Below are 22,288 nucleotides of genomic sequence, written 5' to 3'. Positions count from 1 at the left end.
ACGCGAGAGATCGAACGTGTCCATCCCCACGCCGACCAGCACCGATTCCAACTCGCCGTCTAACAACGCGACCTCACCGCATCCGAGCTACACCCTTCGACGTTGTCGTCACCAAGATCAAGCAGGCAGCCAGCTCGACCAGTCACGACGGCGTCCTACCCCCAAGCCCCCGCGCAGGTCGACCGAATCCTGTTAGCAACTCCCGCGTTCGGTCTCTACAGTCGCCGCATGGCCACCGAAGTCGAGCAACCAAGACAGCCCGACGTTGCCGCAATGCTCAAAGACCAGACCAGCGCCTGCAAAACAGCCCGAGCGGCCATCGCCAGTGGGGCTGAGGTAGAGGTCCGGGACAACGAGGTGCCGCACTCGATGGTTTTCGGCATCGCTGCGCAAAGGCTGCGATGGTCGATCAAGATCGGCCAGACGACCCTTGGTCTTGACGAGTCCGTCGAAATCCTCCGCAGCCACCGCGGCGAGCGACTGCGCACCGGCGTCATCAACTCCGCAGACCGCTCCTGGTTCTTCACCCTGTACTTCGACGCCACCGGAACCGAGCTCCTAGCATGCAGCGGCGTCAAGCGGGAGGCGCACCCGAGGCCGCGACGCACGGCGGCCCCGGATTAATCCCCACCCTGAGCGGCCTGCGCTCGTTACTCTGCCGCTCATGCCCAACGCCACAAGCCCAGCCAACACCATGCTCCAGCGTCTCTTGTGCTGCGTCTGCGGCCAGAGCACCGACGACGCCGGGGACTACGTACTCCTCGGGATCAGCACCCCAGGAGTCCCCACCGAGCAGTGGCTCGGAGCGCACGCCGAACACCTCAACAGTCTCCTTGCCAGCGGCTTCTCGATTGAAGTGCACAAGATGTAGGCCCGGCGCCCACCGGCCCCGTTTCCTGTCGCAGCACAGGTGGCAGGTGACGTGACGCTGACCTGTGTAGCTGCCAGATGGTTCGGGAATCCAAGCCAGTGCATTCCCGAACGATCTGGCTTTTGCGGAAGTGGGGCCGTCCGCGACCGGCCCGGTTGGGAAGCGGCTTGCCTCCGGTCACGCGGTGCCGGAGGGACATGGGTGCCGGCTCAGGGTCGCGGGCTGCGGGCGATGACATGGCCGGTGCTGTCGAATGCGGTGACTGAGGTCGCGTGCGCCGTTGACGATTGCGGGATCACCGCGTCGTAGGTCACCCAGTTGTGCTCCCCGGGGGTGGTCAGGATCGTCGCGACCACTTGTTGGCTGCCCACGGTGACCACGATGCGGGTCGGGTGCGCCGAGCCGGTGTACACGCCAGTGAGCACCGCCCGGTGATCGGGCGCGGCCAGTCCGAGGAGCGAGTAGCCCAGGCCTGGCCTCATCCCGGGGTTGGGGGGCAGTTCCTGGCACGTGATGTGAAGGCCACGTGGCCCCTCCAGGCAGAGTCCCGAGGATTGGAGCACTGTCGAGTAGCCGGTATTAAGCAGCAGGTACCTGTTGCCAGGCACCATCGGAACGACCGGTGACGGTGATCCCGCCGCGAGCGGCGCCTGTGACGTGTCGGCGGACGGAGGCTGTGAGGCTGGGGCGACGAGGCCCGACTGTGTGGCTTGGACTCCGCTTCGGGTGAATCCACCGGTCGCGAAGCCGGCCACGGCCCCCGCCACAGCCAGTGCGGCGATCCCTGTGGCGGCCTTGCGCACGCGGGTGCGTCGCCGGGAACGGACCATGATCCGACGAGTGTCCAGCGGCATGGGTGTGATCTCCTCGTAGTCGAGCAGGGCGCTCAGTTCGCTTTCGAAGCTCATCGCGTCACCTCGTTCATGAGCGGGTCCAATTCGGGCAGGCGGGGGTGCGCGGTGGACGAGTCGGCCAGTTCCGGCATGGCGCGCAGTTTCCCCAGCGCCCGGTGCACGGTGCTCTTGACCGTTCCCGGCGCGATCTCCAGTTCGGCTGCGATCTCGGATTCGCTCAGGTCGCCGTAGAACCGCAGGGCGATCACTGAACGCTCGCGCGCGGTCAGCTGCCGCAGCGCGCCCAGGACGACGGAGCGCTGGGCATGGCCCTCCGCCAGGTCCCCCGGGGCTGCGCGGTCAGGTGCCGGTTCGGCGGGCAGTTCGCGGTTCAGCCGTCGGTGCCACCAGGAACGGTGCCCGTTGACGATGATTCGTCGTACGTAGGCGGTGGGGTCGTCCGCCTGGATGCGTTGCCATCGCGGGTACGCCCGCTCCAGCGCGGACTGCACCAGGTCGGACGCCCGGTGCGGGTCCCCGGTCAGCAGTTCCGCCAAGCGATGGAGATAGCGGCCGCGATTGACCACAAATGTGCTGAATTCGGCATCGAGTGCCGCTTGCTGTTCGCGCTTCACAGCAAGAAGACCCCCCAGCGGGGTTGAAAGGTTCTGCCACTGAGGCAGCTGATTCCGCGACGCCGCCGATCATGAGTGAGCTCAGCGCGCGGAGCACGGGGAGCATCCCCGGTGTTCTCGGGCAGATCATGGGCGACAGCGAGGCCTTCCTCGGTCAGGTGCCAGGCTCGGCAAACGTGCTTGACAACCCTGGAGAACGCGACTGGGGCCCGCGCCGGCAGTATGGCCGCGTCGACCGCCTTGGTCCCGACCGGACGCAGGGCTGCCGCGCACTTGGTCCGCGAAGCGGCATCGACCGCGATGCCCAGTTCACGCTCACCCGCACGGGTGACACGCACCATCTGAAACGTCAGGTCCGCGAGAACGCGCCAGGCCAGAACGAGACCAAGTGGGAATCCGCCACCTCCCACGAGACAGGACACCGAGCGGCTCGCGACGTCGGATCACGCGCGCTCTAGTGACAGATACGGCGACCAGGTGACAACTATCTCGACCAGTCACAGGGACGCCGGGTGGCCAGGGGGCGGTCTGCCACGATCGTTCGCTCATATGTTCGATAATGCCTGTACGGGGCGTACCGTACAACCCGCAGGTCACACGCCCGGACGCCCCGTCGCACCCCCATCGTCGACCGGCTCGTTGCACAGGTCATGAACACCGGATACCCGCATCAGCCGTACATCGACGCCGTCCTGGCGGCGATCAGCGACCTGGCCGCGGAAGGCGGCTCGCTCGACTACCAGCGCGAGGGCGCAGTGGCGGTGATGGAGGCGGTGATCCCGCTGCGCGACGAACTGGTCGAGCCCGGCACCGGCGCGACCTCGCACACCGTCCTGCACTGGAACCAGCACCAGGGCTGGAGCTACGCGGTCCGCTGGTCCGACCACGACGGTCCGGACGAGGCCGAGGAACTGATCACCGCGACGGTCCCCGCCCCGGAAGCACTGGCACTGGCCGCGTGGCGGGCGAGCACCAACAGCGGACCGCTTCCCCTGGACGCACGAGAGACACCCGCCTCGACCGAGACGCTGCCCACGTCGCTCGCCGACGCCGTCACGGCCGGCGACCTCACTGCGGCGATGGCCGCCCAGCTGGCCCAGTACCCCACTGTCCTCACATGGGACACCCTGGCGTGAGGACAGCGGGCTCTGTTGTCCAGCGCGTCGCCGATGCGCTCAGAGGCGTTCGGGGTGGCGCAGCCGGTTCCACTGGGCGAAGGCCCGGGCGACCAGGGCGATCAGGACACGCTTCGCGGTCCCCGGTTCGGCGTGGGATTCGTCGACGACCGTGGCAGCGGGTGGGATCACGGCCTCGAACGTGTGGTCCGTGAGCTCCGGCGTGTAGTTGACCGCCTTGAGCTGTGCGTCCCCGGTCGTGCCGCTGGTGGCGGGAGTGGCTTTCAGATGACGGACCAGGCCAGAGCCCCGATCCACGCCGAGCTCCCACTGCGTGGTGGTCTGGCCCGCGCGGTAGGAAACGGTGGCCAGGTAGCCGGGGTGCCCGTCGTCCAGTACGACCTCCCGCGGGGACTCGACCCGGTGGCCGTTCGAGCGGTACGTGGCCCACAGCAGGACCACGAACGGGGGCACGACCCGCTCACCGGGCTGGATGAGGACCCGGTCGGGCCAGATCGTCCACGCGTGCGCCCCGTTGCGGATGGTCACCTTGTCGCCGTCGGTGACCTTCCACCGGTCAGCGGCGGCGTACTCGATCAGAATCCCGTCTGCGGGGGCGTCGGGCGCGCTGCTGCCCGTGGTCATCCGCGCGGAGAACCGGGGCGGGCTGGCGTTGTCAAGCTGGGCGAGGGCGGCAGACGTGTCCGTCATCGGGCCTCCAGGGTTGTCGGACAGCGTGCCGGCCCGGTCCGGGTGCGAGCGAGCCGGCACTGAGCTCACGTCACCTTGCTGATGAGGCTAGCGGCAGTAGCCGTCTCCTTGTGATCCACCGTAGATGCCGGCCACTCCGGTGCTCTTGAAACTGACGCACAGTCCGACCGTGCGCACGTGCTGCGCCACGGTGCGGATGTAGGTGGCGTAGGCGGGCAGGATGCTGCTCCACGGCCAGGGGGCGAAGTTCGCGAACACCGAGACCCAGTCGGCCCGGTCCGCGATGGTGGCGGTCTCCGCCTTGTCGAAGTACACCGTTCCCGTGACGATTCCCCAGGTGTAGTGGGGATCGGCGACGATGGGATACGCGGTGGCCGCGGTGGCTGTCACGGTCTGGACCAGGGTCTTCCCCTCGATCCGGTAGCGCGTCGGCAGCGCCTTGCCGTTGGCGTCCTTCGCCCACGGGCTCTGGAATTCCCCGACCGCGCCCACGGCCCCGTTGCCGACCGGGGCGTCGACCGAGACGGCGCCGTCGTCCTGGGGGGCCAGGAAGGCTCCGGACGGAAGGGTGAGCGGGAACCGGAGTTCCCTGGTCGTGGGGGCGGCCTCGACCACCAGGACCCTGACGCCGTCAGCGAGCGGTTGCACCACGTCGGCCGCCGACGAGTCGGACGCGCTGTACACCGTGCCCGCCTTCGACACGGCCGCGTGCCGCGATGACCCCAGGTCGGGAAGCCCGATGCCGACGGATCTCGTCGGTCAGGGAACCAGCCCCGGTGGTGCCGTCTTCGTTGGCTACGCTGAGCTCGGGCGTGCCCTTCCCGACCCGCGTTCGCAGCTCGGGCCTACTCGGTGACTTGACGATCACTCACTCGGGAAGGTAGGCCCTTCGTACGTCCCCCAGAGGAGCTGATCCACAAGTCCTGAGCATTGCTCCCTGCGGTCGAGGGCCTCGCTGGCGAAGGTCACATCGCCCGACAGGAAGCACGGAGTCCGGTTTTTGTCAGATCCCTACCCCCGGATGATCGAGCGTCATAGGCACCTCGATAGTCTCCGACGGCTACCACATATCCGCAGGCCATGGGCTCCACAGCCCGCCTGCCTCCGAGAGGCTTCCCTCCTATGCACATCCCTCGTGCCGGCGCCGCGATAGCCACCGCCGCACTGGGCGGTGCCGCGCTGCTCAGCACCGCGTCCACCGCCTCCGCCGCCACCCCCGAGACGGGCGGCGCCAGTCCCTGCCAGATCACGGCCGCACTGTCCGGAATCGCCGGCAAGACGGTCGTCGCCGGAGGCGCACCGATCTCCGGCGGCTTCGCCTTCACCAACGTCTCCGGTAAGACGCTCTCCCAGTTCGCGGAGATCATGGCTGCCGGTGCGGTGAACGGCAACGGCCCGAGCAAGGCCCTGAAGATCCAGGCCAAGCACAACGGCCAGTGGCTCACCATGCCCTACCTCTCCGGCAACCTGATCCCGATTCACGTCGCCAGCCCTGGGGACAACAGCCTCAAGCCCGGCAACGTCGACACCGCGCCACTGGAGATCAGCGCTCCCAAGGACGCCCCGACCGGCACCTACCTGATCACCGTCTCCAGTGGCGGCAGCAACGTCGGCCCGGCCGCGACCGCGCACACGGCCACCGGTGTGCCCACGCAATTCTCCGGCTGCGAGGGCGGCGTCTCGGTCGCCATGGCGTCCTTCAAGGTCGTTGCCGCAGCCCCCGCAGGCACCCCGTCGGCGAAGCCGACCGCCAACGCCACCGCGAGCCCAACCTCTTCGGCTGCGGCCCCCGTCGCCAGCCCGTCCGGCCCCGCGCTGGCAGAGACCGGCGGCGGCTCCGGCACCGGTCCGCTCATCGGCTCCGCCGCGGCGCTGGTCGCCGCCGGCGCGGGTGCAGTGGCGCTCATGCGACGCCGCCGCACCGCCCAGCACAACTGAGGCCCTGACGGCCCGCCACGCCTTTCGTGGCGTGGCGGGCCTCGTGCTTCCAACCGCGCGCCTGCCGAGCAGCGGGAACAGTGCGGCGAACCCGTAGTAGGTGATCAGCGCGGCGAGCTGGCCGCCGCGGTCGTCCCCGTACTTCTTGACCACGCCCACCACGAACCCCGCCGCCGTGTGGCGCTGCTGCCAGCCGTCGATGCCCCGCAGTACCCGCTCTACCCGGTTCACCGTCTCCATCGCCTCTCGCAGTTGCCTCCCCCGGGCACCCCCGACGCGCTCCTGCCCCGGCTCCGCCGCCCCAGACCAGGCTCAATCGGCGCCGAGATCGGGGGACCCGCGCCTGCGTCCGGCAGCGGGGCAACCGGTCAGGCGGCCCGCTGCTTGCGCTCGAGCGTCTGCGCCGCAGCGCGGCGCGACGTCGAGGACAGGTCACCCGGTGCGCCCGCACCCTGTCCCGGTGTGCCCTGCCAGGCCGTCAGCTTCGCCACGACGCTCTTCAGTTGCGCCGATCCCGGCCGCACGTCGATCTGGAAGTGTCCCTCCTTCGGGGAGCCCTTGTCGTCACCGCCCCAGCGAACCACCCCCTGACACTCGGCCAGGATGTCGCGGACGACGGCCAGCTCATTGGGGAACAGGTTCCCCGCCGAGCCGGCCGGGTAGAGCCCCGGCAGCACGGCGATTGCGCTGCCCGACAGGTAGTTGGACTCGAACGGTGCCAACACCGTGTGATCGGTGGTGTACCCGAACACATCGCCGCTCTTCAGGCTGCGGATCTCGTAGTGGAACCGTCGCACCACGTACATCAGCACGGTCGCCGCGTCACCGGGCGACAGTGCGACAACGGCGTTGCTTCCTTCTATCTTGCAGCCCTTGAATCCTTTGCTGCCGACCACAGGCCAGCCGTTCTGCGTCGTGTTCCCGCTCCACGTGCGGGCCCTGGGTATCGCGGACGCCCCAGACGCCGCCAGCGCCGTGCCGGCGGGGCCGGTGACGCCGACGGCTGCGCCTCCCGCCACCACGCCCAGGGAAGCCAGCATGCGTCGGCGGCTCGGGCCTTTGCTCTCACTCATTGACAGCGAGTCCTTTGTTCAGAGGTCATTGGAGATCAGTGGTCATCCGTCCTGATGCGGTAGGCCGCGCGGACGGCCAGCACCAGGCAGACGGCTGCCGTCACCAGGAGGGCGAGCGTCAGCGGGTTCACGTACCAGGGCACGAGCTCCTTGGTCGTTCCGTCGCTCCAGCGACACATGTTGCTGAGCGGGATCCAGCTGGCGCTGAAGGGATGGACGTCATCCAGCGGCTTGCCCGCACATATCTCGCTCCACGGCCGCAGGTCCAGGGTGTGACCCGCCCATAGGCCGCACACGTAGCTGACTGCGGCCGCGACGAGCGCGAGGACCGTTGCGGCTGCCCAGGTCAGGATCGTCTTCATGCGCTACATCCTGCCCGCCGCGCGCAGTTTCGCCATCAGGGCCTTGGCTTTGGAGTTCTCCTCCCCCACCTTGGCCAGGAGCATGTCCGCGAAACCCTGGCAGAACTCGTCGAGCTTGTCGGAGGGCAGCATGCTCGGGTCGAGCGTGGGGATGCCGCCGGTGGTCTCGATCAGATAGGTCCGGCCCGCCACGATCAGGGCGTCGCGGTCCGAGGTCAGCATGTCACCGGCGATGGCCTTGGCATTGGCCGCGGTGCCGCCGAACCGACCCTGGAAGAACTGTTGGAAGCGGGTCAGGTACCCCTTCGTGTAGTGGTCCTGGACCACGTCGACGATGTTCTCCCCGCCCAGGACCCGCATGGCGATGAGGTAGCCGTCCGCGTCCTCGGTCAGGTCGCGCAGTTTGAAGGTGCCGATGGCGCTGAGCTTGGCCAGCCTCTCCTGGCAGTACGTGGCGCCGGAGGAGTAGCTGGCACTGTCCCGCCGCCACTCTCCGTAGAAGGTCATCCAGTCCCCGCCCCAGCCGGCGACGTCCCCGCGGTTCGTAGCGGTACCGGAAGGCTTGCCCAGCAGCAGCACTCCGTTGGCCGCGGCGCCCAGGTGGGACACGTGGAGGTCGATGCCGTAGAACGGGTCCTTGACCGTGCTGACCTTGACCAACGTGATGTCGTGCGAGTCGACGTAGCTGGTGAAGCCCTGGTCGACGTCCCCGATCAGCTTCTGCCACTGCATGTTGTCGTAGTCCGCGTGCCGGAGGTACTCCAGGACCAGTTGGTTGGGGTTCCTGGTCCCCTTGTAGTTGACCGCCAGCTGGTACAGCGCGCCGATGTAGGCGATGAAGTCGTTGACCGGGTTACCCGGGTCGTTGACCGAGGAGACAGCGGGGTCGGTACCCGGCTTGGCGATGTCCTTGTCGATCTCGATCGCGCCGGTGCCCGAACCGACCGTCAGGGTCTGGACCTGGTTGAAGGACCAGTTCGACGGCAGCGCGAAGCCCATGTTGCCGGAGAAGCCGGTGGACATGCCGGAGACGAACGACCAGCGGGCGTACGTCCGCAGGGTGACCTGCTGGCACACGTTCCGGGAGCCATAGACGCCGTGAATGTACTTCTTGCCCTGGGAAGCCAGTCCGGCGACGATCCCCTGGAAGTAGGGCACGATGTTGGAGTCGATGTCGGCCTGTGTCGCGTCGTAGTCGACCGCGAAGTAGATGACGGTGCCGATGTCGAAACCGTAGCCGGTGGCCGCGTTGTGGGCACCGAGGGCGTCCTGGTAGCCCTGGGTGTAGGTGAAGTACGAGACCTGGCCGCCGTAGTACTGGGAGATGGGGAAGACCTTCAGCCCGTTCATGAAGATGGTCAGCAGCTCGCCGGGCTGGATCTTCTTGTGCAGCGTGCTGTTGGCGGGCTCGTCCAGGTAGCGGCCGACCACTCGGTAGCCGGCGGCCGTCAGGGCCTTGGCCCGGTCCGAGGTGATGGTGGTGACGCAGTCGAAGGCAGTGCCGGGACGGGACGCATCGCCGGTGGACACCAGCAGTTCGCACCAGGTCGCGAAGTCGGCAGTACCGTTGACAGGCAGCTCGGAGAAGGACTGGAAGGCATTCACGGCCGCGGCCAGCCCGCCGTCGAAAGTGCTGGTGAAAGCGCTGTACACCGAGTCGTCAGGCAGCACCACCTGGTTGAACACCACGGCGGCGCTGAAGATGTTGACGAAGACCCCGGTGGCGCCCTGGGACAGGAGGTGGGCCTGGAGCCCCGCCTGGGTGCCCGGCCCGAACGCACCGGTGGCCTGGGAGTCGGTCATGCCGAGCTCGTACTGGATCGCCAGATAGAGGGCCTTCTGGACGTCGCGGGAGAAGATGCCGTCGCAGGGTATGACGAAGAAGTTCGCCCGACCAATGTAGTGGCCGTTCAACCACTGCTGGACAGACCTCACCGACTGCTTGCCCCCGGCCACGACCACGTAGGCGTCCATGGTCAGGAGCGCCTTCATGACCTTGGGCTGGACCACGCCGTGGAGTGCGTCTCCCAGACCGGCGTTGCTCATCAGCGAGGTGACGGCCAGCTGGGTCGGCAGGTTGAACGAGCCGTTGATCCCGCCGGCGGCATAGCCCTTGCAGAAGAGGGCGCTCTGGATGATTTTGACAAGATTCTGGTTCTTCTCGTCCAGCGTGATTCCGCCGCGGCTCTGGAGAGCTGCCAGAGTCGTGGGGCCGAAACTGTTCGAAAGGGTTGCGATGCCCAGCTCGTGCTGCAGCGCGCGCGTGAGCGCGTACATGGTCGACCAGCCGGTCGCCCCGTCCTCGGTCACCTTGCTGTAGCCGACCACGCTGCCGTAGGTGGCATTGACCCACTGCTGGGCTTCCAGCACCATCTGATCCACACAGGCCCCCTTGACATGCCTGCGAGAGCACCCGCGGCAATGGATGACGCATCGCGCACATTCTTCCTGTGCACAGCGGCAATCCTATGCATACACAGGCTATTGACTTGCCGTCAGCCGTGCGTTCACCAAGTGATCATTGTCACCAGGCATCGCTCCGCTGACGGCGGGCAGCAGGCGGGATTCGGCGTCTGTCCCGGTGATCCAACAGCCACGCTCGTGGAACTCGGCGCGGGCATGGCCGGTGAACAGCACCAGCGCACTGCCGCCGCGATTGACTTCGCCCGCATAGACGCCTGGCAGCACTTCGCCCCGCCGGATGACCGACGGGGCGAATGACCGGGCCCCGAATTCGCCAACGGCATCACTCACACAGCGGGGCCAGAACCCAACATCTCCCTTGCTGCTCCGGGCTTCCCGGCTCAGACAATCTGGCGCCTGGCCCGGCTCCGGTGCCCGTCATCCGTCGTGGTGGCGGCCACCAGAGCTGTGTCCTGTCCCCCGCCCTGACGCCGTCATTCGACGCGGCCTCAGTGTCGTAGAACTCGATCTGCTGTCCGCTGGAGCCCGCGAACGAACGCGGCGCCATCCGCCGCGCCCGCGCCGAGGCCGACCACGGCCGATATCTTCGCGATCTTGGCCTTGGCGCTCAGCCGTCTCTCCCTTTACCCGCCGTAGCCCTTGTCGGAGACGGTGACCCAGTCGGAGCCGGACTGGCTGACGGGAATCGAGGCGTCGATGATGTTGGTGTCGGTGCCGCCATAGCAGTTGGTTTGGGAGAAGCCCTTGATGACCATCTGGTTCTGCCACCACCACCCCGAAACCCATGTCTGATAGCCAGGGGTGTTGATGCAGATGGCTACGTAGGAGCCGTTCTGGTTGAAGCCCTGGATTTGGATGCTGTTCGCGACATGCAGGTCGTCCTGGAACATGACCTGCTGGCCGTTCGTCCCGGCGAACGCCGCCCCCGATCCCAGGACGGTCGCGCCGACGCCGAGGGCGGCCACTGCGGATATCTTCGCGATCTTGGACTTAAGGCTCATGCGGAAGGAATTCCTTTCAGGTGGAAGTCGCCCCAGATGAAGATGCTGTTGGCGACGGCTCAGTGGTGTATTCGTACAGACCCGGCAGACGCGGTGTCAGCAGCCGGTCTTCGACGTGATCATGACGCCGGCGACGTACCCGACATTGCTGATGCCGTTGTACCGGGCGTGGCTCGCATTCGGGATACGGGCGTACTGGTCGGCGCCGCCGTCGTTCCAGCGGATCCAGCCGGTGTCCTGGTTCCTGGTGCTGACGATGCTGAAATCCCCAACCGTGGTCGGTGCTCTGGTAGTAGTCGGTGTAGTCCTGGAATTCAGCCACGATGGGGGCGTTGATGCTGGTGCCGCCGTAGATGCACACGTATGGGGGTAAGGAGCAGCCACTCATCGAGTCGGCGTGCGCGCTGCCGGCGGCGACGAGTGTCATCGAGAGCGCGGAAACTCCGACCGCCGCAGTGGCCGTGAGCCTCTTGAAGGCGGCGTACCGCCTTCCCTCTCCTCGTTGAGTGTGTCAGGACGCCGTCCGGCGGTGTTGGCGCTGCGTCGACAGCTTCTTGGCTTTGCGTCTACTCGCGCGCGAGCCCCGATAGCGCCCGATGCCGGTCCTCGCGGGGCGAGAGGCCGTACGCGGCCTGGAAGGCGCGGCTGAAGTCGGAGGCGCGCGGGATGCCCCAGCGGGCGGCGACGGCGTGGATCGGAGTGGCGCGCAGCGCGGGATTCGCCAGGTCTCGGCGCGCCTTCTCCAGCCGCTGGCTGCGGATCCAGGCGGTGACCGTCTCGCCTCGCGACTGCTGAGTGAAGACGCGGTGCAGATAGCTGACGGAGATGTGGTGCGCGGTGGCGATCACGGACGGCGACAGCTCGGGATCGTGCAGGTTCCGTTGGATGAACGCCCGGACGTTCTCCACGATGGCCCGTCGCCGGGTGTCGTCCGGCAGCGCGGCCTCGGCGTCCACTTCCCGGGCCAACCAGGCGGCCAGCAGGTCGACCACGACCGTTCCCAGGCGGGGTGCCTCGGCAGGCCCGAGGGCGGCGGCCTGCCGGTCCAGGCCGATGAGGAACTCCGAGAGCAGCGCAGGCATGCCCTCCCGTCCCGAGAACCCCCGGCCCAGCACGTTGCGCAACTGGTGCGGGGGCAGCGGCAGCAGCGACATGGGGAAGTCGACGCCCACTGCTTCGACGCGACTTTCCCCGCGGCCGGTGGTGCGTGCGCCGAAGGACTGCAGGTCGAACGGATCCGAGCTGTGGGCCATGTGCAGGTCACCTGGCCCGAACGTCGCTGTCCGACCGGAGCCGCGCGTCAGCGCCATGTCTCCGTCCAGCAGCAGCGTCAGGTGGTACACCTCCGGATCCGACCGCCGCACCATGCCCGCGGCCCGCCGGAACCGCGCCGGCGGGAACGACGTCCGCAGGAGGGTCACCGGCCCCAGTTCCAGGCGCCGCATCTCCGCCTTGAAGTCGTCGGCGTGGGCACTGCTCACCTCGCTCGCGCGCGTCTGCCCGATCAGTTCCCGCCAGTAGTCGAATTGCTCCCTCCCGGACACGCCCTCACTGCGGACCACGCTCCCCGTCCTCACGGCCACCACCCGCCTCCCCCATCAGGTTCCGGAACACCGTCCGGCCCTTCATGCTGCGGTGCGCGACCATCAAGCTCACCGGACGCTTCACTCTGCCACAACCAAGATCAGCCAGGCCACGCCGACTTCCCGGGACCAGTGCCTGCAACGAAACACCAACGCCGAGTGCCACCGCAGCGGCAATCCGGTCTGCGTCGGTCCCACCGCCGGAAGCCCAGCGCCTATGGGGGTTCGATGGGTCCCTGCAGCTCTTGGTGCCACAGGGCTGCACAGACTAGATCCAGGCCTTGGCGCAGGTGGCGCCGGTAGGTGCCGAACGGCAGGCCGAGGCGGCGGGCGGCGGCTTCCTGGGTGGGAGCGCCGGAGAAGTAGCTCGCTGTCAGCGCTTCGCGGGCGCGTGCTCCGCGCGGGTCGCGGGCGAGGTCGTCGACGGCTTGGCGCAGTATGGCGCGCAGTTGCTCGACGGGGTCGTCCAGGTCGGCCGCGAGACGGGCGTGCATCAGGGCGCAGGTGGCGAATGCGACCGCGTTGCGCCAATTGGTCAGCGCCTCGCGCACGGCCTGGTCGAACGCCGTGCGTGAGATCGGAGAAGGTCCCGGCCGGACCGGCGCGTCGGCGTCGGTACCCGATATGAAGCGCATCAGCCAGGCCTCCACCGGCACTTCGCGCCAGTCGACGCCGAACAGACCGTAGGTGTGTTCGCCGACTCTCGGCCGGGCCCCAGTGTCGACGAGGGTCCCCTTCACGCGCTCCGCCCACGTCTCGGCGTCCTGGTAGACGGCGAAGCCGTAGGCGCGGCCGTGCGCGCGGGCGGACTCCGCCTGGGCGCGGGAGCTGCTGAGGTCGGTGACACGCGAGGGCACCTGGTAGTGCTCGGGGTAGATCGAGAAGCGGCTGATCCCGATGTGCTCGCCGGCCCTGACCGGCACGGTGGCATCGCTGTGCGCCCAGGCCGCCGCGACGACGGGGTCGGTGGCCAGGTCCTGAGGGTCGGCGGGAGCCGGCAGAACCAGCCGGGCCGTGAACGCCACGACGTTGTCTGTGCTCACCGAGCGGTAGATGCTGAACGCCTCCGGCTGGCGCTGCGCCCAGTAGCGCACCAGCTCCGCGGATGCGGCCCCCTCGGTCTCCTGCGCCATGCGCAGCACCACATCGAGGTCCTCCGGCCGCAGCGGACGGTCGTGCACCTCGCCCTCGCGCGACCATGTGCGCAGCCGCGCCAGCGTCTCGCTCTCGCGGAACAGGTAGAACAGCTCGTCGGTGACGGTCCATACCCGCTCTTGCGGCGCCTCGCGAAGTATCCGCAGGTATTCGTCCGCGAGGCGCCGGCGCATCGTCACGAATGCGTTGGGCGCCCGCCAGCGCAGGTCGGCGGCCAGCGTCTCGCGTGCGGCGTCGTGCGGATGGAGCCCTTGATGCGTGGATTCCATGAAGGGCAGATCCCTCAGCCAGGAGAAGAGCTGATGGGCGTCCTGCTCGGGCAGCACCGCGGACAGCAGCTCCTCGGAGGTCGAGTAGGCCTGCGCCGCGACCTCCAGGGCGCGACGGTGAGCCGCCGTGGGCACTTCACCGATCAATCCCACCAACAGGGTGCGTAGGACGTCCGCCGAGGGCGCCCAGATCTCCTCCGTGCTGCAGCCTTCTGATCCCGCGGCCGCGGCGAGGGAGAGCGCCAGCGGGTTGCCGCCGGCGAAGCGCAGCACCCGGTCCCGCAGCTCGGGCCGGATCTGCGCCGCGGCCAGCATGCTTCGGGCCTGTTCGTCGGAGAACGGTTCGAGCTCGGTCACATGCAGCAGCCCGGCCCAGGCGGGGTCGGCGGCCCACTGCGGCTGCGGGCCGAGCCGTCCGGCCAGCACGACCAGGGCGCCGTCGGCGGCCCGGGGCAGGAACTGGTGCCACAGCCAGCCCTCCAGCCACTGGCAGTGCTCGAACGAGTCCACCATCAGGACCGTGCCGGGAACGTCCAGGAACCGAGCGGTCTCGCGCTCGAATTCGGCCGGGTCCCGGCTCACGAACCGGCCATCGAGTTCGACCGGCGGCCGGCCCGCCGCCCGGGCGTGGTCCGCCAAGCGGCGCAGCAGCGTCGACTTCCCGATGCCGCCCGGCCCGAAGACGTAGAACGCGAACGGCGCCTGCGGATCGCCGGCCAGGGCCTGCCCGAACCGGTCGAGCTGCTCCTCGCGGCCGATGAAGGCCCGACCTCGCGCTGAGCTCAATCTCTCACCCACGGACACCACGGCGGCTCCAGTTCTTCTCTGTTCCGGCAACGGATCCAGCCGTCCCGATGCCGCCGATCCGCTCGGAGCCTAGCAAGACCGCCGGTATGACGGCCGGTATGCCGACGACGGCCTCAAGCCCGACGGCTGGAACTGGGAGCCGTGTGAGCCGAGAGGCTCCCGCACGGTTCTGCGAGCGGCGGCGGGTGCCATTCCCGCCGCCGACTCTCCTTGTGCGGTTTGGATCGCTTGGTGTGTACCGGACCTTCTCGCGGGTGCAGCTTCAACCGGCGATGCCTGTGCGGACGGGCGTGAAGTCATGGACGGGCGTGAAGTCCAGGCACAGGGAGGCGGGGCCGCGGGTGTAGAGGCCGGTCTCCTGGTAGCGGAAACCCGGACTGTAGCGAACCTGATCGAGCAGGGGCAGGAGCATCGCGGCGACGGCCTCGATCTCGGCGCGTGCGAACGCGGCGCCGACGCATTGGTGGAGACCGGTACCGAATGCCAGGTGCTGGGCGGCGGCGGTGAAAGAGCGGGCCGTGCTCAGATCCGCGCGGTGGATGTCGAATTCGTCCGGGGCGCAGAACGCCTCCGGGTCACGATTGGCCGCGCCGATCATGCAGAACACGGTGGCGCCGGCGGGAACCGTGCCGCCGGCGAACTCGGTCTCCCGCTCAACCTGACGCGGGATGAGCTGAACGGGCGGGGTGTAGCGCAAGGTCTCGGCGATCGCGGCGGGCAGCAGCCCGGGGTCGCTGCGGACCTGGGCGAACTGCTCGGGGTGGTCGATGAGGTGCTTGAACAGGAGGGCGAGCGTCTTGTCGGCGGGCTCGACAGCGGCGGCAAGGACATTGATGACCAGCGCGGTGACCTCGCGGTCGGTCATGGCCAGGCCGTCGTACTCGGCCGTGCACAGCCGCGATATCAGGTCGGCGCCGGGATGGCGGCGCCGCTGCTCGATGACGGGGACGAGGTAGGCCTCCAACTGCTCGGCGCAGTCCAGGCAGTGCCGGCGGCGTTCGGATGTGAGGCCGATGCTCGTGATGAACTCGGCGACCCCGCTGTGCCACTGAGCGACCTGCCGCCAGTCGCTCTTGTCCAGGCCGAGGATGTCGAGCGTCGCATAGACGGCGAAGGGCTTGCCGAAGTCGTTGACGAGGTCCATGCGGCCCCGGGCGAGGAGCGGCGCGACGAGTTCGGCGGCGTCGGCTCGGATGGCGCGTACCTGGTCCTGCAGGGCCTGCCCGGTGAAGCCGCGGACGACGATCTTCCGCTTGGCCGTGTGCTCCGCGCCCGTCATCTGGGCCAGGACCGGCCCGCGCATCACCGGCTCGGCGCGAACCTGCAGCGTCTCGGTGGTGAACGCCTCATGGTCGGTCAGCACCCGCTTCACCTCCTGGTAGCGGGACAGGAAGTAGCTGTCGATCCCTGGCTCGTAGTGCACCGGCGCGTGCTCCCGCAGCCATGCGAAAGAGGCATAGGGGTCGGCGGCGAAGTCCTCGGACAGGACGCTGAAGGCGGAGTTGACGATGGTCACGGGCTGAGAATCTCGCACCGAGGGCACCCCCGTCCAACCGCACCGCTCGCTGCCGAACAGGAGCGGACAGCAGTGGACAGTGCCCGGCCTCGAGCGCTCTGGATAGTGGACACCGCCCGGCGCGAGTCTCTGTGTCACGGCGACAGCCCCTTGGCACGCTGCCGCGGGCCGCTGCCGCTCCCGCCTCGCCCTCTACAGATCACAGGGGATCACCATGTCCGCAACGTCCGTCACGTCCGTATCCACGCCGCACCCGCCTGATTCGGTATCCGCCGCATCCGCTGCCCCGCGTCGTTGGTGGGCGCTTGCCTTGCTGGCGCTGGCTCAGTTCGTCGTCGTGCTCGACGCGTCGATCGTCAACATCGCGTTGCCCTCGATCGGGACTGCGCTGCATTTCTCCCAGTCGAGCCTGTCCTGGGTGATCGACGCCTATGTGCTGACGTTCGGCGGCGGGCTGCTGCTGGGTGGCCGGCTGGCCGACCTGCTCGGACGGCGCCGCTTGTTCATCGTCGGGCTCGTACTGTTCGGGGCGGCCTCGTTCGCCGGAGGCGTGGCCACGACCGGTGCGGTGCTCATCGCGGCCCGAGTGGTGCAGGGAGTGGGCGGAGCGCTGTTGGCCCCGGCCGCCTTGTCGCTGGTGACCACGATCTTCACCGAGGGTGCGGAGCGGAACAAGGCGATGGGTGTGTGGGGCGCGGTCGCCGGTTCCGGCGGGGCCGCGGGAGTGCTGCTGGGCGGCGTGCTCACCAGCGCGCTGGGGTGGCGGTGGGTGCTGTTCGTCAACGTCCCGGTCTGCCTGGTCGCCGCGGCGCTGGCCCCGCTGCTGATCGCCGAGTCCCAGGAGTCCGTCCAGGCGGGGCGTCGCGGCGGGGTGGATCTTCCGGGCGCGGCGACCGTGACCGCCGGCCTGGGGGCCCTGGTCTACGCCCTGGTCGGTGCCGGAAACGCCGGTTGGACCTCGGCACGCACCGTGGGCCTGCTCGCGGCGGGCGCGGCGCTGCTGTTCGTGTTCGTCCTGATCGAGCGGCGCACGGCCAGCCCGCTGGTCCCGCTGCGGATCTTCCGACAGCGTCAGGTGAGCGCCGCGAACCTGATCGGCCTTCTGCTCGGCGCCGCCATGCTCGGCCTGTTCTTCGTCCTGACGCTGTTCATGCAGCAGGTGCTCGGCTACAGCCCGCTGCGCTCCGGCCTGGCCCAGCTTCCGCTCGGCGTGGCCATCATCGCGGCGGCAGGGCTCGCCTCGCCGCTGGTGACGCGCCTCGGCGTCAAGCCCGTGCTGATCTCCGGGATCACCGTGTTCGCCGCAGGTATGGCCTGGCTCACCCGGATCGGGGTGCACAGCAGCTTCACGGTCGCCCTGCTCGGCCCCACGCTGCTGGTCGCGGTCGGCCTCGGACTCGCGTTCGTCCCACTGACCATCGCCGCCACCTCCGGGGTCCCGGACCACGAAGCGGGACTGGCCGGCGGTCTCATCAACACGTCCCAGCAGATCGGCGGCGCCGTCGGTCTCGCGGTCCTGGCCACCATCGCCACCAGCCGCACCAACCACCTGGTCGCGACCGGCGACACCGTTCGGGCCGCGCTGACCGGTGGCTACCAGGTCGCATTCGCCGCCGGCGCCGCACTTTTGCTGGTCGCCGCCGCGGTGACCGCCGTCATCCTGCCCCGCACCGAGACCGCGGCCGCAGGCGAGTAGTCCCGCAGTCCCTCCCATCCCGTCAACTCATCGCTCGCCGCCTGTCCGCTTCGTCAGGAGAAGACCATGAACCCTCTGCGTCACAAGTCCGGAACGATGCGGCGCACCACCCTCGCCGTCGCCACGCTCACAGTCGCGGCAGCGGCCACGACCTCGATCCTCGCTGCGGGCGCTCAGGCCACCGGCGGGTCCGCCGCCACGCCCTGCGCCACGACCGAGCACTCGGCGGTCCCGAAGCTCGCCTGCGAGTGGGCCGCAGCGTGGAACGGCACCAACCCCGGCGCGCTCGGCGCACTCTTCACGCACAACGGCACCTACACCGATGAGGCCGTCGGTGTCACGATGAGCGGCCCCGCGCAGATCAGCGGCTGGAAATCGCGCACCGACCTGCTCATCGCCGACGTTCACGACACCGTGGTCACCTCGTACCGCAGTGGTGAGCACATCACTGTCGAATCGGTCTACGCCGGGCACATCAAGGGCGCCCCTCATGCGTTCGCCGTGCCCATGGCCACAACCCTCGTCGTCGCGGGCGATCGGATCACCGCCGACAAGGACTACTACAACCTCAACGCGGTCCTGACCCAGTCCGGGCTGCCCACCGACTGGAAGCCCACCCAGTGATCGACCCGCCCAGCGATCAGCCGATCCGCTCTCACCTCCGTCAGCCACGTCACCCACGCCACCCCATGAGGAATGCCATGAACGTCCTTCACCGCCACCCCGAAGATTCGACCTCACATCGCAAGCTGCGGCGTATCGCGCTCGGCGTCGCCGTCCTCGCCGCCACGGCCACCCTGACCACCGGCGCGCCGGCGAGCGCCGGCGCCACGCCGGCCACCGCCGCAGGCACGATCTCAGCGGCCGCGCTGGTGCGGATCGCGTGGCAGCCGTGCACGGACCCGGATTTCAAGGGCATGGACTGCGGCACCCTGACCGTTCCGGTGGACTACGCGCACCCGAACGGCGCCCAGGTCCACCTCGCGCTCGTCAAGCGGCCCGCCTCCAAGCCGGCCGAGCGGATCGGCACCCTGCTCATGAACGACGGCTCCGGCGGGTCGAGCATCGAACAGCTCCGGTACGCGCTGCGTTTCGGCCTCGCGAACTCAAAGATGGCGTCGCGGTTCGACATCGTCGCGATGGACCCGCGCGGGGTCGGGCACAGCCAGGGCGTCCACTGCGCCGGCCCGGCCGCCGCGTCGACGGTCACCGACATGCCCACAAGCCAGGCCCAGTTCAACGCCATGGTGGCCGTCAACCGCTCGTTCGCCGCCGAATGCCTGGCGCAGAACGGCCCACTGGTGACCCACATGGACATGACCAGCACCGCCCGGGACTTCGAGCGGCTGCGCATCGCCCTCGGCGTCAAGCAGCTGAACTGGTACGGCATCGACTACAGCGACCTGCTCGCGCGCGCCTACGCGCAGCTCTACCCCGGCCACCTGCGCACCATGCTGCTCGACACGGCCGCCGACGACACCCTCCCGCCAGTCGAGCACCTGGCCGACGAGATGTCCACCGCGGAGCAGGCATTCGACGACTTCGCGTCCTGGTGCCAGGGCGACGCGAGCTGCGCTCTGCACGGGCAGGATGTCGCAGCCGTGTACGACCGGCTCATTGCCCAGGCCAACCGGTCGCCGATCCCGGTCAAGGGCACCAGCCAGACCATGAACGGGCAGCAGATCCAGGCCGCCACGCAGGACTACCTGGTCATCAAGTCCGTAGCCTGGCCGATGCTCGGGCAGGCCATCAGCCAGGCCCTCGCCGGGAACACCACTGCCTTCCTGCCGACCCACGACGTCGACAAGACCCTCGACCACACCCAGATCCGCGTCGCCGCCTGCCTCGACCAGCCCCCGGCCGCCACCACCTATTCACAGCTGGCTCAGCTCGAGCGCATGGCCGCCGAACTGTCGCCGCACCTCGGCGGGCAGGTGCGTTCCTGGACCGACATGACCGGCTGCCTCGGCTGGCCCGTCCCGGCGCACGCCCCCACGCAGACCCCTGTCACCGACGCGCCCCCCGCCCTCATCCTCGAGTCCGTCCACCAGACTCTCTCCGACTACCCCTGGGCATTCGACCTCGCCGCTCAGCTGCCGGGTAGCCGCGTGCTGTCCGTCGCGGGCGACGACTACAGCACATACATCATCAACCCGTGCGTCGTGAAGAACGCCGACACCTACCTGGCCACCCGCGCCCTGCCGGCGGCGGGGACCGTCTGCAACTGACTGAAGCCAATCAGACCTGAAGGCTGAACGGGACCCGGCCGCGACACTGCGGTCGGGCCCCGTTGTTCTCTGGTGGACAGTGTCGGACAGCAGTGGACAGAGCCCGGCGCCCACGGCCCTGGAAAGTGGACAGCGTCCGGCACCAGGCTGGTGTCATGCCTATCCACTCAGCCAGGTCTGCCGTCAAGCCGTACCTGACCGGTCACTTCACCCCCGTCACCGACGAGATCACCGCCACCGAGCTCACCGTCGACGGCACCCTGCCCCCCGAGCTGTCCGGACGCCTGCTGCGCAACGGCCACAATCCCAAGCCCGGAATCACCCCCACCCACTGGTTCCTGGGCAGCGGCATGGTCCACGGCATCCGTCTGCGCGAGGGACGAGCAGAGTGGTACCGCAACCGCTGGGTGCACACACCAGCGCTCGACGGCGCCCCCTCCGCCACCGATCACGGGCCCGACCTGACCGTCAGCACCGCCGGCACCCACGTCATCGAGCACGCCGGACGGCTGCTCGCCCTGTGCGAGGCGAACCTCCCCTTCGAGCTCACCTCCGAGCTGGACACCGTCGGCGCCTACGACTTCGACGGCAGACTGCGCACCGCCATGACCGCGCACCCGAAACAGGACCCGGTGACAGGTGAGCTCCACTTCTTCGGATCCTCGCCGTTCCCGCCGCACCTGGTGTACTACGTCGCCGACACCAAGGGCCAGATCGTCCACAGCGCCGAGATCCCGGGAGCCACCGCGTCGCTCAAGCACGACTTCGCGATCACCCGCCACCACGTGGTCTTCGTCGAAGGCAACGTCACGTTCGATCCCGCCGCCGACCGATCCGGCATCCCCTACAGCTGGAGCGATCGGCAGCCCGCCCGCATCGGCATCATGGCCCGCCAGAGCGACGCGGCCGCGCCCGCACGGCCCGTGCGCTGGTTCTCCATCGAACCCGGCCACCTGCTGCACGTCGCCAACGCCTTCGAGGACACCCGGGGCCGGATCGTTCTCGAAGGCCCGACCGTCGACCGCGAGGGCTTCCAGCTCTCGTGGAACTGGTGGACCGGCGCGCCCGGGCGCGGTACCGAGCCGGTTGCCCGCTCATACACCCGCCGCTGGGTCGTCGACATCACAGACGGCAGCGTCGACGAGCTGATCGTCGACGACCTCCCAGTGGAGTTCCCGACGCTCAACGAGGACTACCTGGGAGCCGAAAACCGCTACCACTACGCCGTCTCCTTCCCCGACGAACACGGCTTCGGCGGCTACGGCATCGTCAAATACGACCGCACCACCGGCGCCCGCCGCATCCACCACGCCGGCGACGCCCGCATGCCCGGCGAAGCAGTCTTCGTCCCCGCCGCCGGAGCGACCCGCGAGGACGACGGCTACCTGCTCACCGTCGTCTCCGACCTCAAGCAGGACGCCTCCCAACTTCTCGTTATCGACGCATCCGGCCTCAACCGCATCGCCCTGGTCCACCTGCCGCATCGGGTGAGTGCCGGACTTCACGGGTCCTGGATCCCCGACTCCGCGTTCGACGGCCCCGGCCGCTGATCGGTGAAGCTCGAACCCCGAACAGCGAGAACACTCCCGGCGTGGCTTCCCGCACCGTAGTCGGCCGGGCAGCGCGTCGTGGACCCCCAACCACCCACCACGGCGCACCCGCCCACCAGTTGCCGCCTTGAAGAGGACGCTCTTCGCGCGACGACTGGCAAGACCTGCGAGCCTTCGCCGTTCCGGCCCGCCGGACACGAACGATGCCCTAGCGTGGAATCTCTGCAGACCTCCGCGCGAAAGCGAGTTCATCGTGGCCGAGGCCACTCGTGTTCACCTGTCCGGATGGTACGTCCGGCCCGAACAAGTACGGCCCGAGCCCCAAGGGCATCGGCGGAACGTCGACCGACCAGCAGCCGTTCTCGCACGTCCAACAGCGCATCGAGAGGACAGACGCCACGATGACCGCCGACGGGGGCGAAGCGCTTAGTACTGCAACCGCATCTGGGGGTTGTGGCCTCGGCGTTTGTAGTCTTCCCGGGCCCTTGCGGTCCCGCCCGAGGCCGGGAAAATCGGGGGTG

General features: G+C 68.7%; 21 protein-coding genes. 9 read left to right on the top strand and 12 right to left on the bottom strand.

Annotated elements, in window-relative coordinates; translation table 11 throughout:
* Nucleotides 1-228: 228 nt before the first annotated feature.
* Nucleotides 229-624, top strand: coding sequence for a hypothetical protein (locus tag ABH925_RS36030; protein ID WP_370155514.1), 396 nt, complete (start codon nucleotides 229-231; stop codon nucleotides 622-624).
* A gap of 40 nt (nucleotides 625-664) precedes the next feature.
* Entirely contained in the window at nucleotides 665-871 is a 207-nt protein-coding gene (locus ABH925_RS36025) for a hypothetical protein (RefSeq protein ID WP_370155512.1), read from the top strand.
* Nucleotides 872-1,080: 209 nt separating this feature from the next.
* On the opposite strand, the gene ABH925_RS36020 is transcribed toward ABH925_RS36025, so the two are convergent.
* Complete coding sequence (locus ABH925_RS36020; protein ID WP_370155510.1) at nucleotides 1,081-1,779, bottom strand: hypothetical protein; 699 nt, start codon at nucleotides 1,777-1,779, stop codon at nucleotides 1,081-1,083.
* A complete protein-coding gene (locus ABH925_RS36015; protein WP_370155508.1) occupies nucleotides 1,776-2,339 on the bottom strand; it encodes a SigE family RNA polymerase sigma factor in 564 nt (187 codons plus the stop codon). Before ABH925_RS36015 ends, ABH925_RS36020 begins: the two co-directional genes overlap by 4 nt.
* A 71-nt stretch (nucleotides 2,340-2,410) precedes the next feature.
* Here ABH925_RS36015 and ABH925_RS36010 point away from each other — a divergent pair, with 71 nt between their 5' ends.
* Nucleotides 2,411-2,797 (top strand): hypothetical protein, encoded by a 387-nt coding sequence (locus tag ABH925_RS36010; protein ID WP_370155506.1) that lies wholly within the window; start codon nucleotides 2,411-2,413, stop codon nucleotides 2,795-2,797.
* Nucleotides 2,798-2,989: 192 nt separating this feature from the next.
* Nucleotides 2,990-3,475, top strand: a complete 486-nt coding sequence (locus tag ABH925_RS36005) for a hypothetical protein (protein ID WP_370155503.1) — start codon at nucleotides 2,990-2,992, stop codon at nucleotides 3,473-3,475.
* 39 nt (nucleotides 3,476-3,514) lie between these two features.
* On the opposite strand, the gene ABH925_RS36000 is transcribed toward ABH925_RS36005, so the two are convergent.
* Both ABH925_RS36000 and ABH925_RS35995 read right to left on the bottom strand, forming a co-directional pair.
* The gene (locus ABH925_RS36000) at nucleotides 3,515-4,165 is read right to left on the bottom strand and encodes a hypothetical protein (protein ID WP_370155501.1); all 651 of its coding nucleotides are present in this window, start codon (nucleotides 4,163-4,165) and stop codon (nucleotides 3,515-3,517) included.
* 87 nt (nucleotides 4,166-4,252) lie between these two features.
* Nucleotides 4,253-4,849: a hypothetical protein gene (locus ABH925_RS35995; protein WP_370155499.1), complete on the bottom strand. Its 597-nt coding sequence runs from the start codon at nucleotides 4,847-4,849 to the stop codon at nucleotides 4,253-4,255.
* Nucleotides 4,850-5,287: 438 nt separating this feature from the next.
* On the opposite strand from ABH925_RS35995, the gene ABH925_RS35990 reads away from it, so the two are divergent.
* Nucleotides 5,288-6,103, top strand: coding sequence for an LAETG motif-containing sortase-dependent surface protein (locus ABH925_RS35990; protein ID WP_370155496.1), 816 nt, complete (start codon nucleotides 5,288-5,290; stop codon nucleotides 6,101-6,103).
* A 368-nt stretch (nucleotides 6,104-6,471) separates the two neighbouring features.
* On the opposite strand, the gene ABH925_RS35985 is transcribed toward ABH925_RS35990, so the two are convergent.
* The 8 genes from ABH925_RS35985 to ABH925_RS35950 form a co-directional block, all read right to left on the bottom strand.
* Nucleotides 6,472-7,176: a hypothetical protein gene (locus tag ABH925_RS35985; RefSeq protein ID WP_370155493.1), complete on the bottom strand. Its 705-nt coding sequence runs from the start codon at nucleotides 7,174-7,176 to the stop codon at nucleotides 6,472-6,474.
* 35 nt (nucleotides 7,177-7,211) lie between these two features.
* The gene (locus tag ABH925_RS35980) at nucleotides 7,212-7,538 is read right to left on the bottom strand and encodes a hypothetical protein (protein ID WP_370155491.1); all 327 of its coding nucleotides are present in this window, start codon (nucleotides 7,536-7,538) and stop codon (nucleotides 7,212-7,214) included.
* 3 nt (nucleotides 7,539-7,541) lie between these two features.
* The gene (locus tag ABH925_RS35975) at nucleotides 7,542-9,911 is read right to left on the bottom strand and encodes a glycoside hydrolase domain-containing protein (RefSeq protein WP_370155515.1); all 2,370 of its coding nucleotides are present in this window, start codon (nucleotides 9,909-9,911) and stop codon (nucleotides 7,542-7,544) included.
* Between the two features lie 108 nt (nucleotides 9,912-10,019).
* Nucleotides 10,020-10,292 (bottom strand): hypothetical protein, encoded by a 273-nt coding sequence (locus tag ABH925_RS35970; RefSeq protein ID WP_370155489.1) that lies wholly within the window; start codon nucleotides 10,290-10,292, stop codon nucleotides 10,020-10,022.
* Nucleotides 10,293-10,585: 293 nt separating this feature from the next.
* On the bottom strand, nucleotides 10,586-10,963 hold the full coding sequence (locus ABH925_RS35965; RefSeq protein ID WP_370155487.1) for a hypothetical protein: 378 nt from the start codon (nucleotides 10,961-10,963) through the stop codon (nucleotides 10,586-10,588).
* Between the two features lie 566 nt (nucleotides 10,964-11,529).
* A complete protein-coding gene (locus tag ABH925_RS35960; RefSeq protein ID WP_370155485.1) occupies nucleotides 11,530-12,525 on the bottom strand; it encodes a helix-turn-helix domain-containing protein in 996 nt (331 codons plus the stop codon).
* A 236-nt stretch (nucleotides 12,526-12,761) separates the two neighbouring features.
* Nucleotides 12,762-14,756, bottom strand: coding sequence for an ATP-binding protein (locus ABH925_RS35955; RefSeq protein ID WP_370155482.1), 1,995 nt, complete (start codon nucleotides 14,754-14,756; stop codon nucleotides 12,762-12,764).
* A gap of 283 nt (nucleotides 14,757-15,039) precedes the next feature.
* Entirely contained in the window at nucleotides 15,040-16,293 is a 1,254-nt protein-coding gene (locus ABH925_RS35950; protein WP_370155481.1) for a cytochrome P450, cyclodipeptide synthase-associated, read from the bottom strand.
* A gap of 310 nt (nucleotides 16,294-16,603) precedes the next feature.
* Between ABH925_RS35950 and ABH925_RS35945 the strand changes: the two genes are divergently transcribed.
* The 4 genes from ABH925_RS35945 (at nucleotide 16,604) to ABH925_RS35930 (ending at nucleotide 21,767) form a co-directional block, all read left to right on the top strand.
* On the top strand, nucleotides 16,604-17,989 hold the full coding sequence (locus ABH925_RS35945; RefSeq protein ID WP_370155479.1) for a DHA2 family efflux MFS transporter permease subunit: 1,386 nt from the start codon (nucleotides 16,604-16,606) through the stop codon (nucleotides 17,987-17,989).
* 66 nt (nucleotides 17,990-18,055) lie between these two features.
* The gene (locus tag ABH925_RS35940; RefSeq protein WP_370155478.1) at nucleotides 18,056-18,613 is read left to right on the top strand and encodes a nuclear transport factor 2 family protein; all 558 of its coding nucleotides are present in this window, start codon (nucleotides 18,056-18,058) and stop codon (nucleotides 18,611-18,613) included.
* 77 nt (nucleotides 18,614-18,690) lie between these two features.
* Complete coding sequence (locus ABH925_RS35935) at nucleotides 18,691-20,217, top strand: alpha/beta fold hydrolase (RefSeq protein WP_370155476.1); 1,527 nt, start codon at nucleotides 18,691-18,693, stop codon at nucleotides 20,215-20,217.
* Nucleotides 20,218-20,372: 155 nt separating this feature from the next.
* Complete coding sequence (locus ABH925_RS35930) at nucleotides 20,373-21,767, top strand: carotenoid oxygenase family protein (RefSeq protein WP_370155474.1); 1,395 nt, start codon at nucleotides 20,373-20,375, stop codon at nucleotides 21,765-21,767.
* The last annotated feature ends 521 nt before the right edge of the window (nucleotides 21,768-22,288 follow it).

Origin of the sequence: Streptacidiphilus sp. EB129 (assembly GCF_041262645.1) — a bacterium.
Lineage (GTDB): Bacteria > Actinomycetota > Actinomycetes > Streptomycetales > Streptomycetaceae > Streptacidiphilus.
The sequence above is the reverse complement of the archived record's forward strand: the minus strand, read 5'-3'. Positions and strand labels throughout refer to the sequence as shown.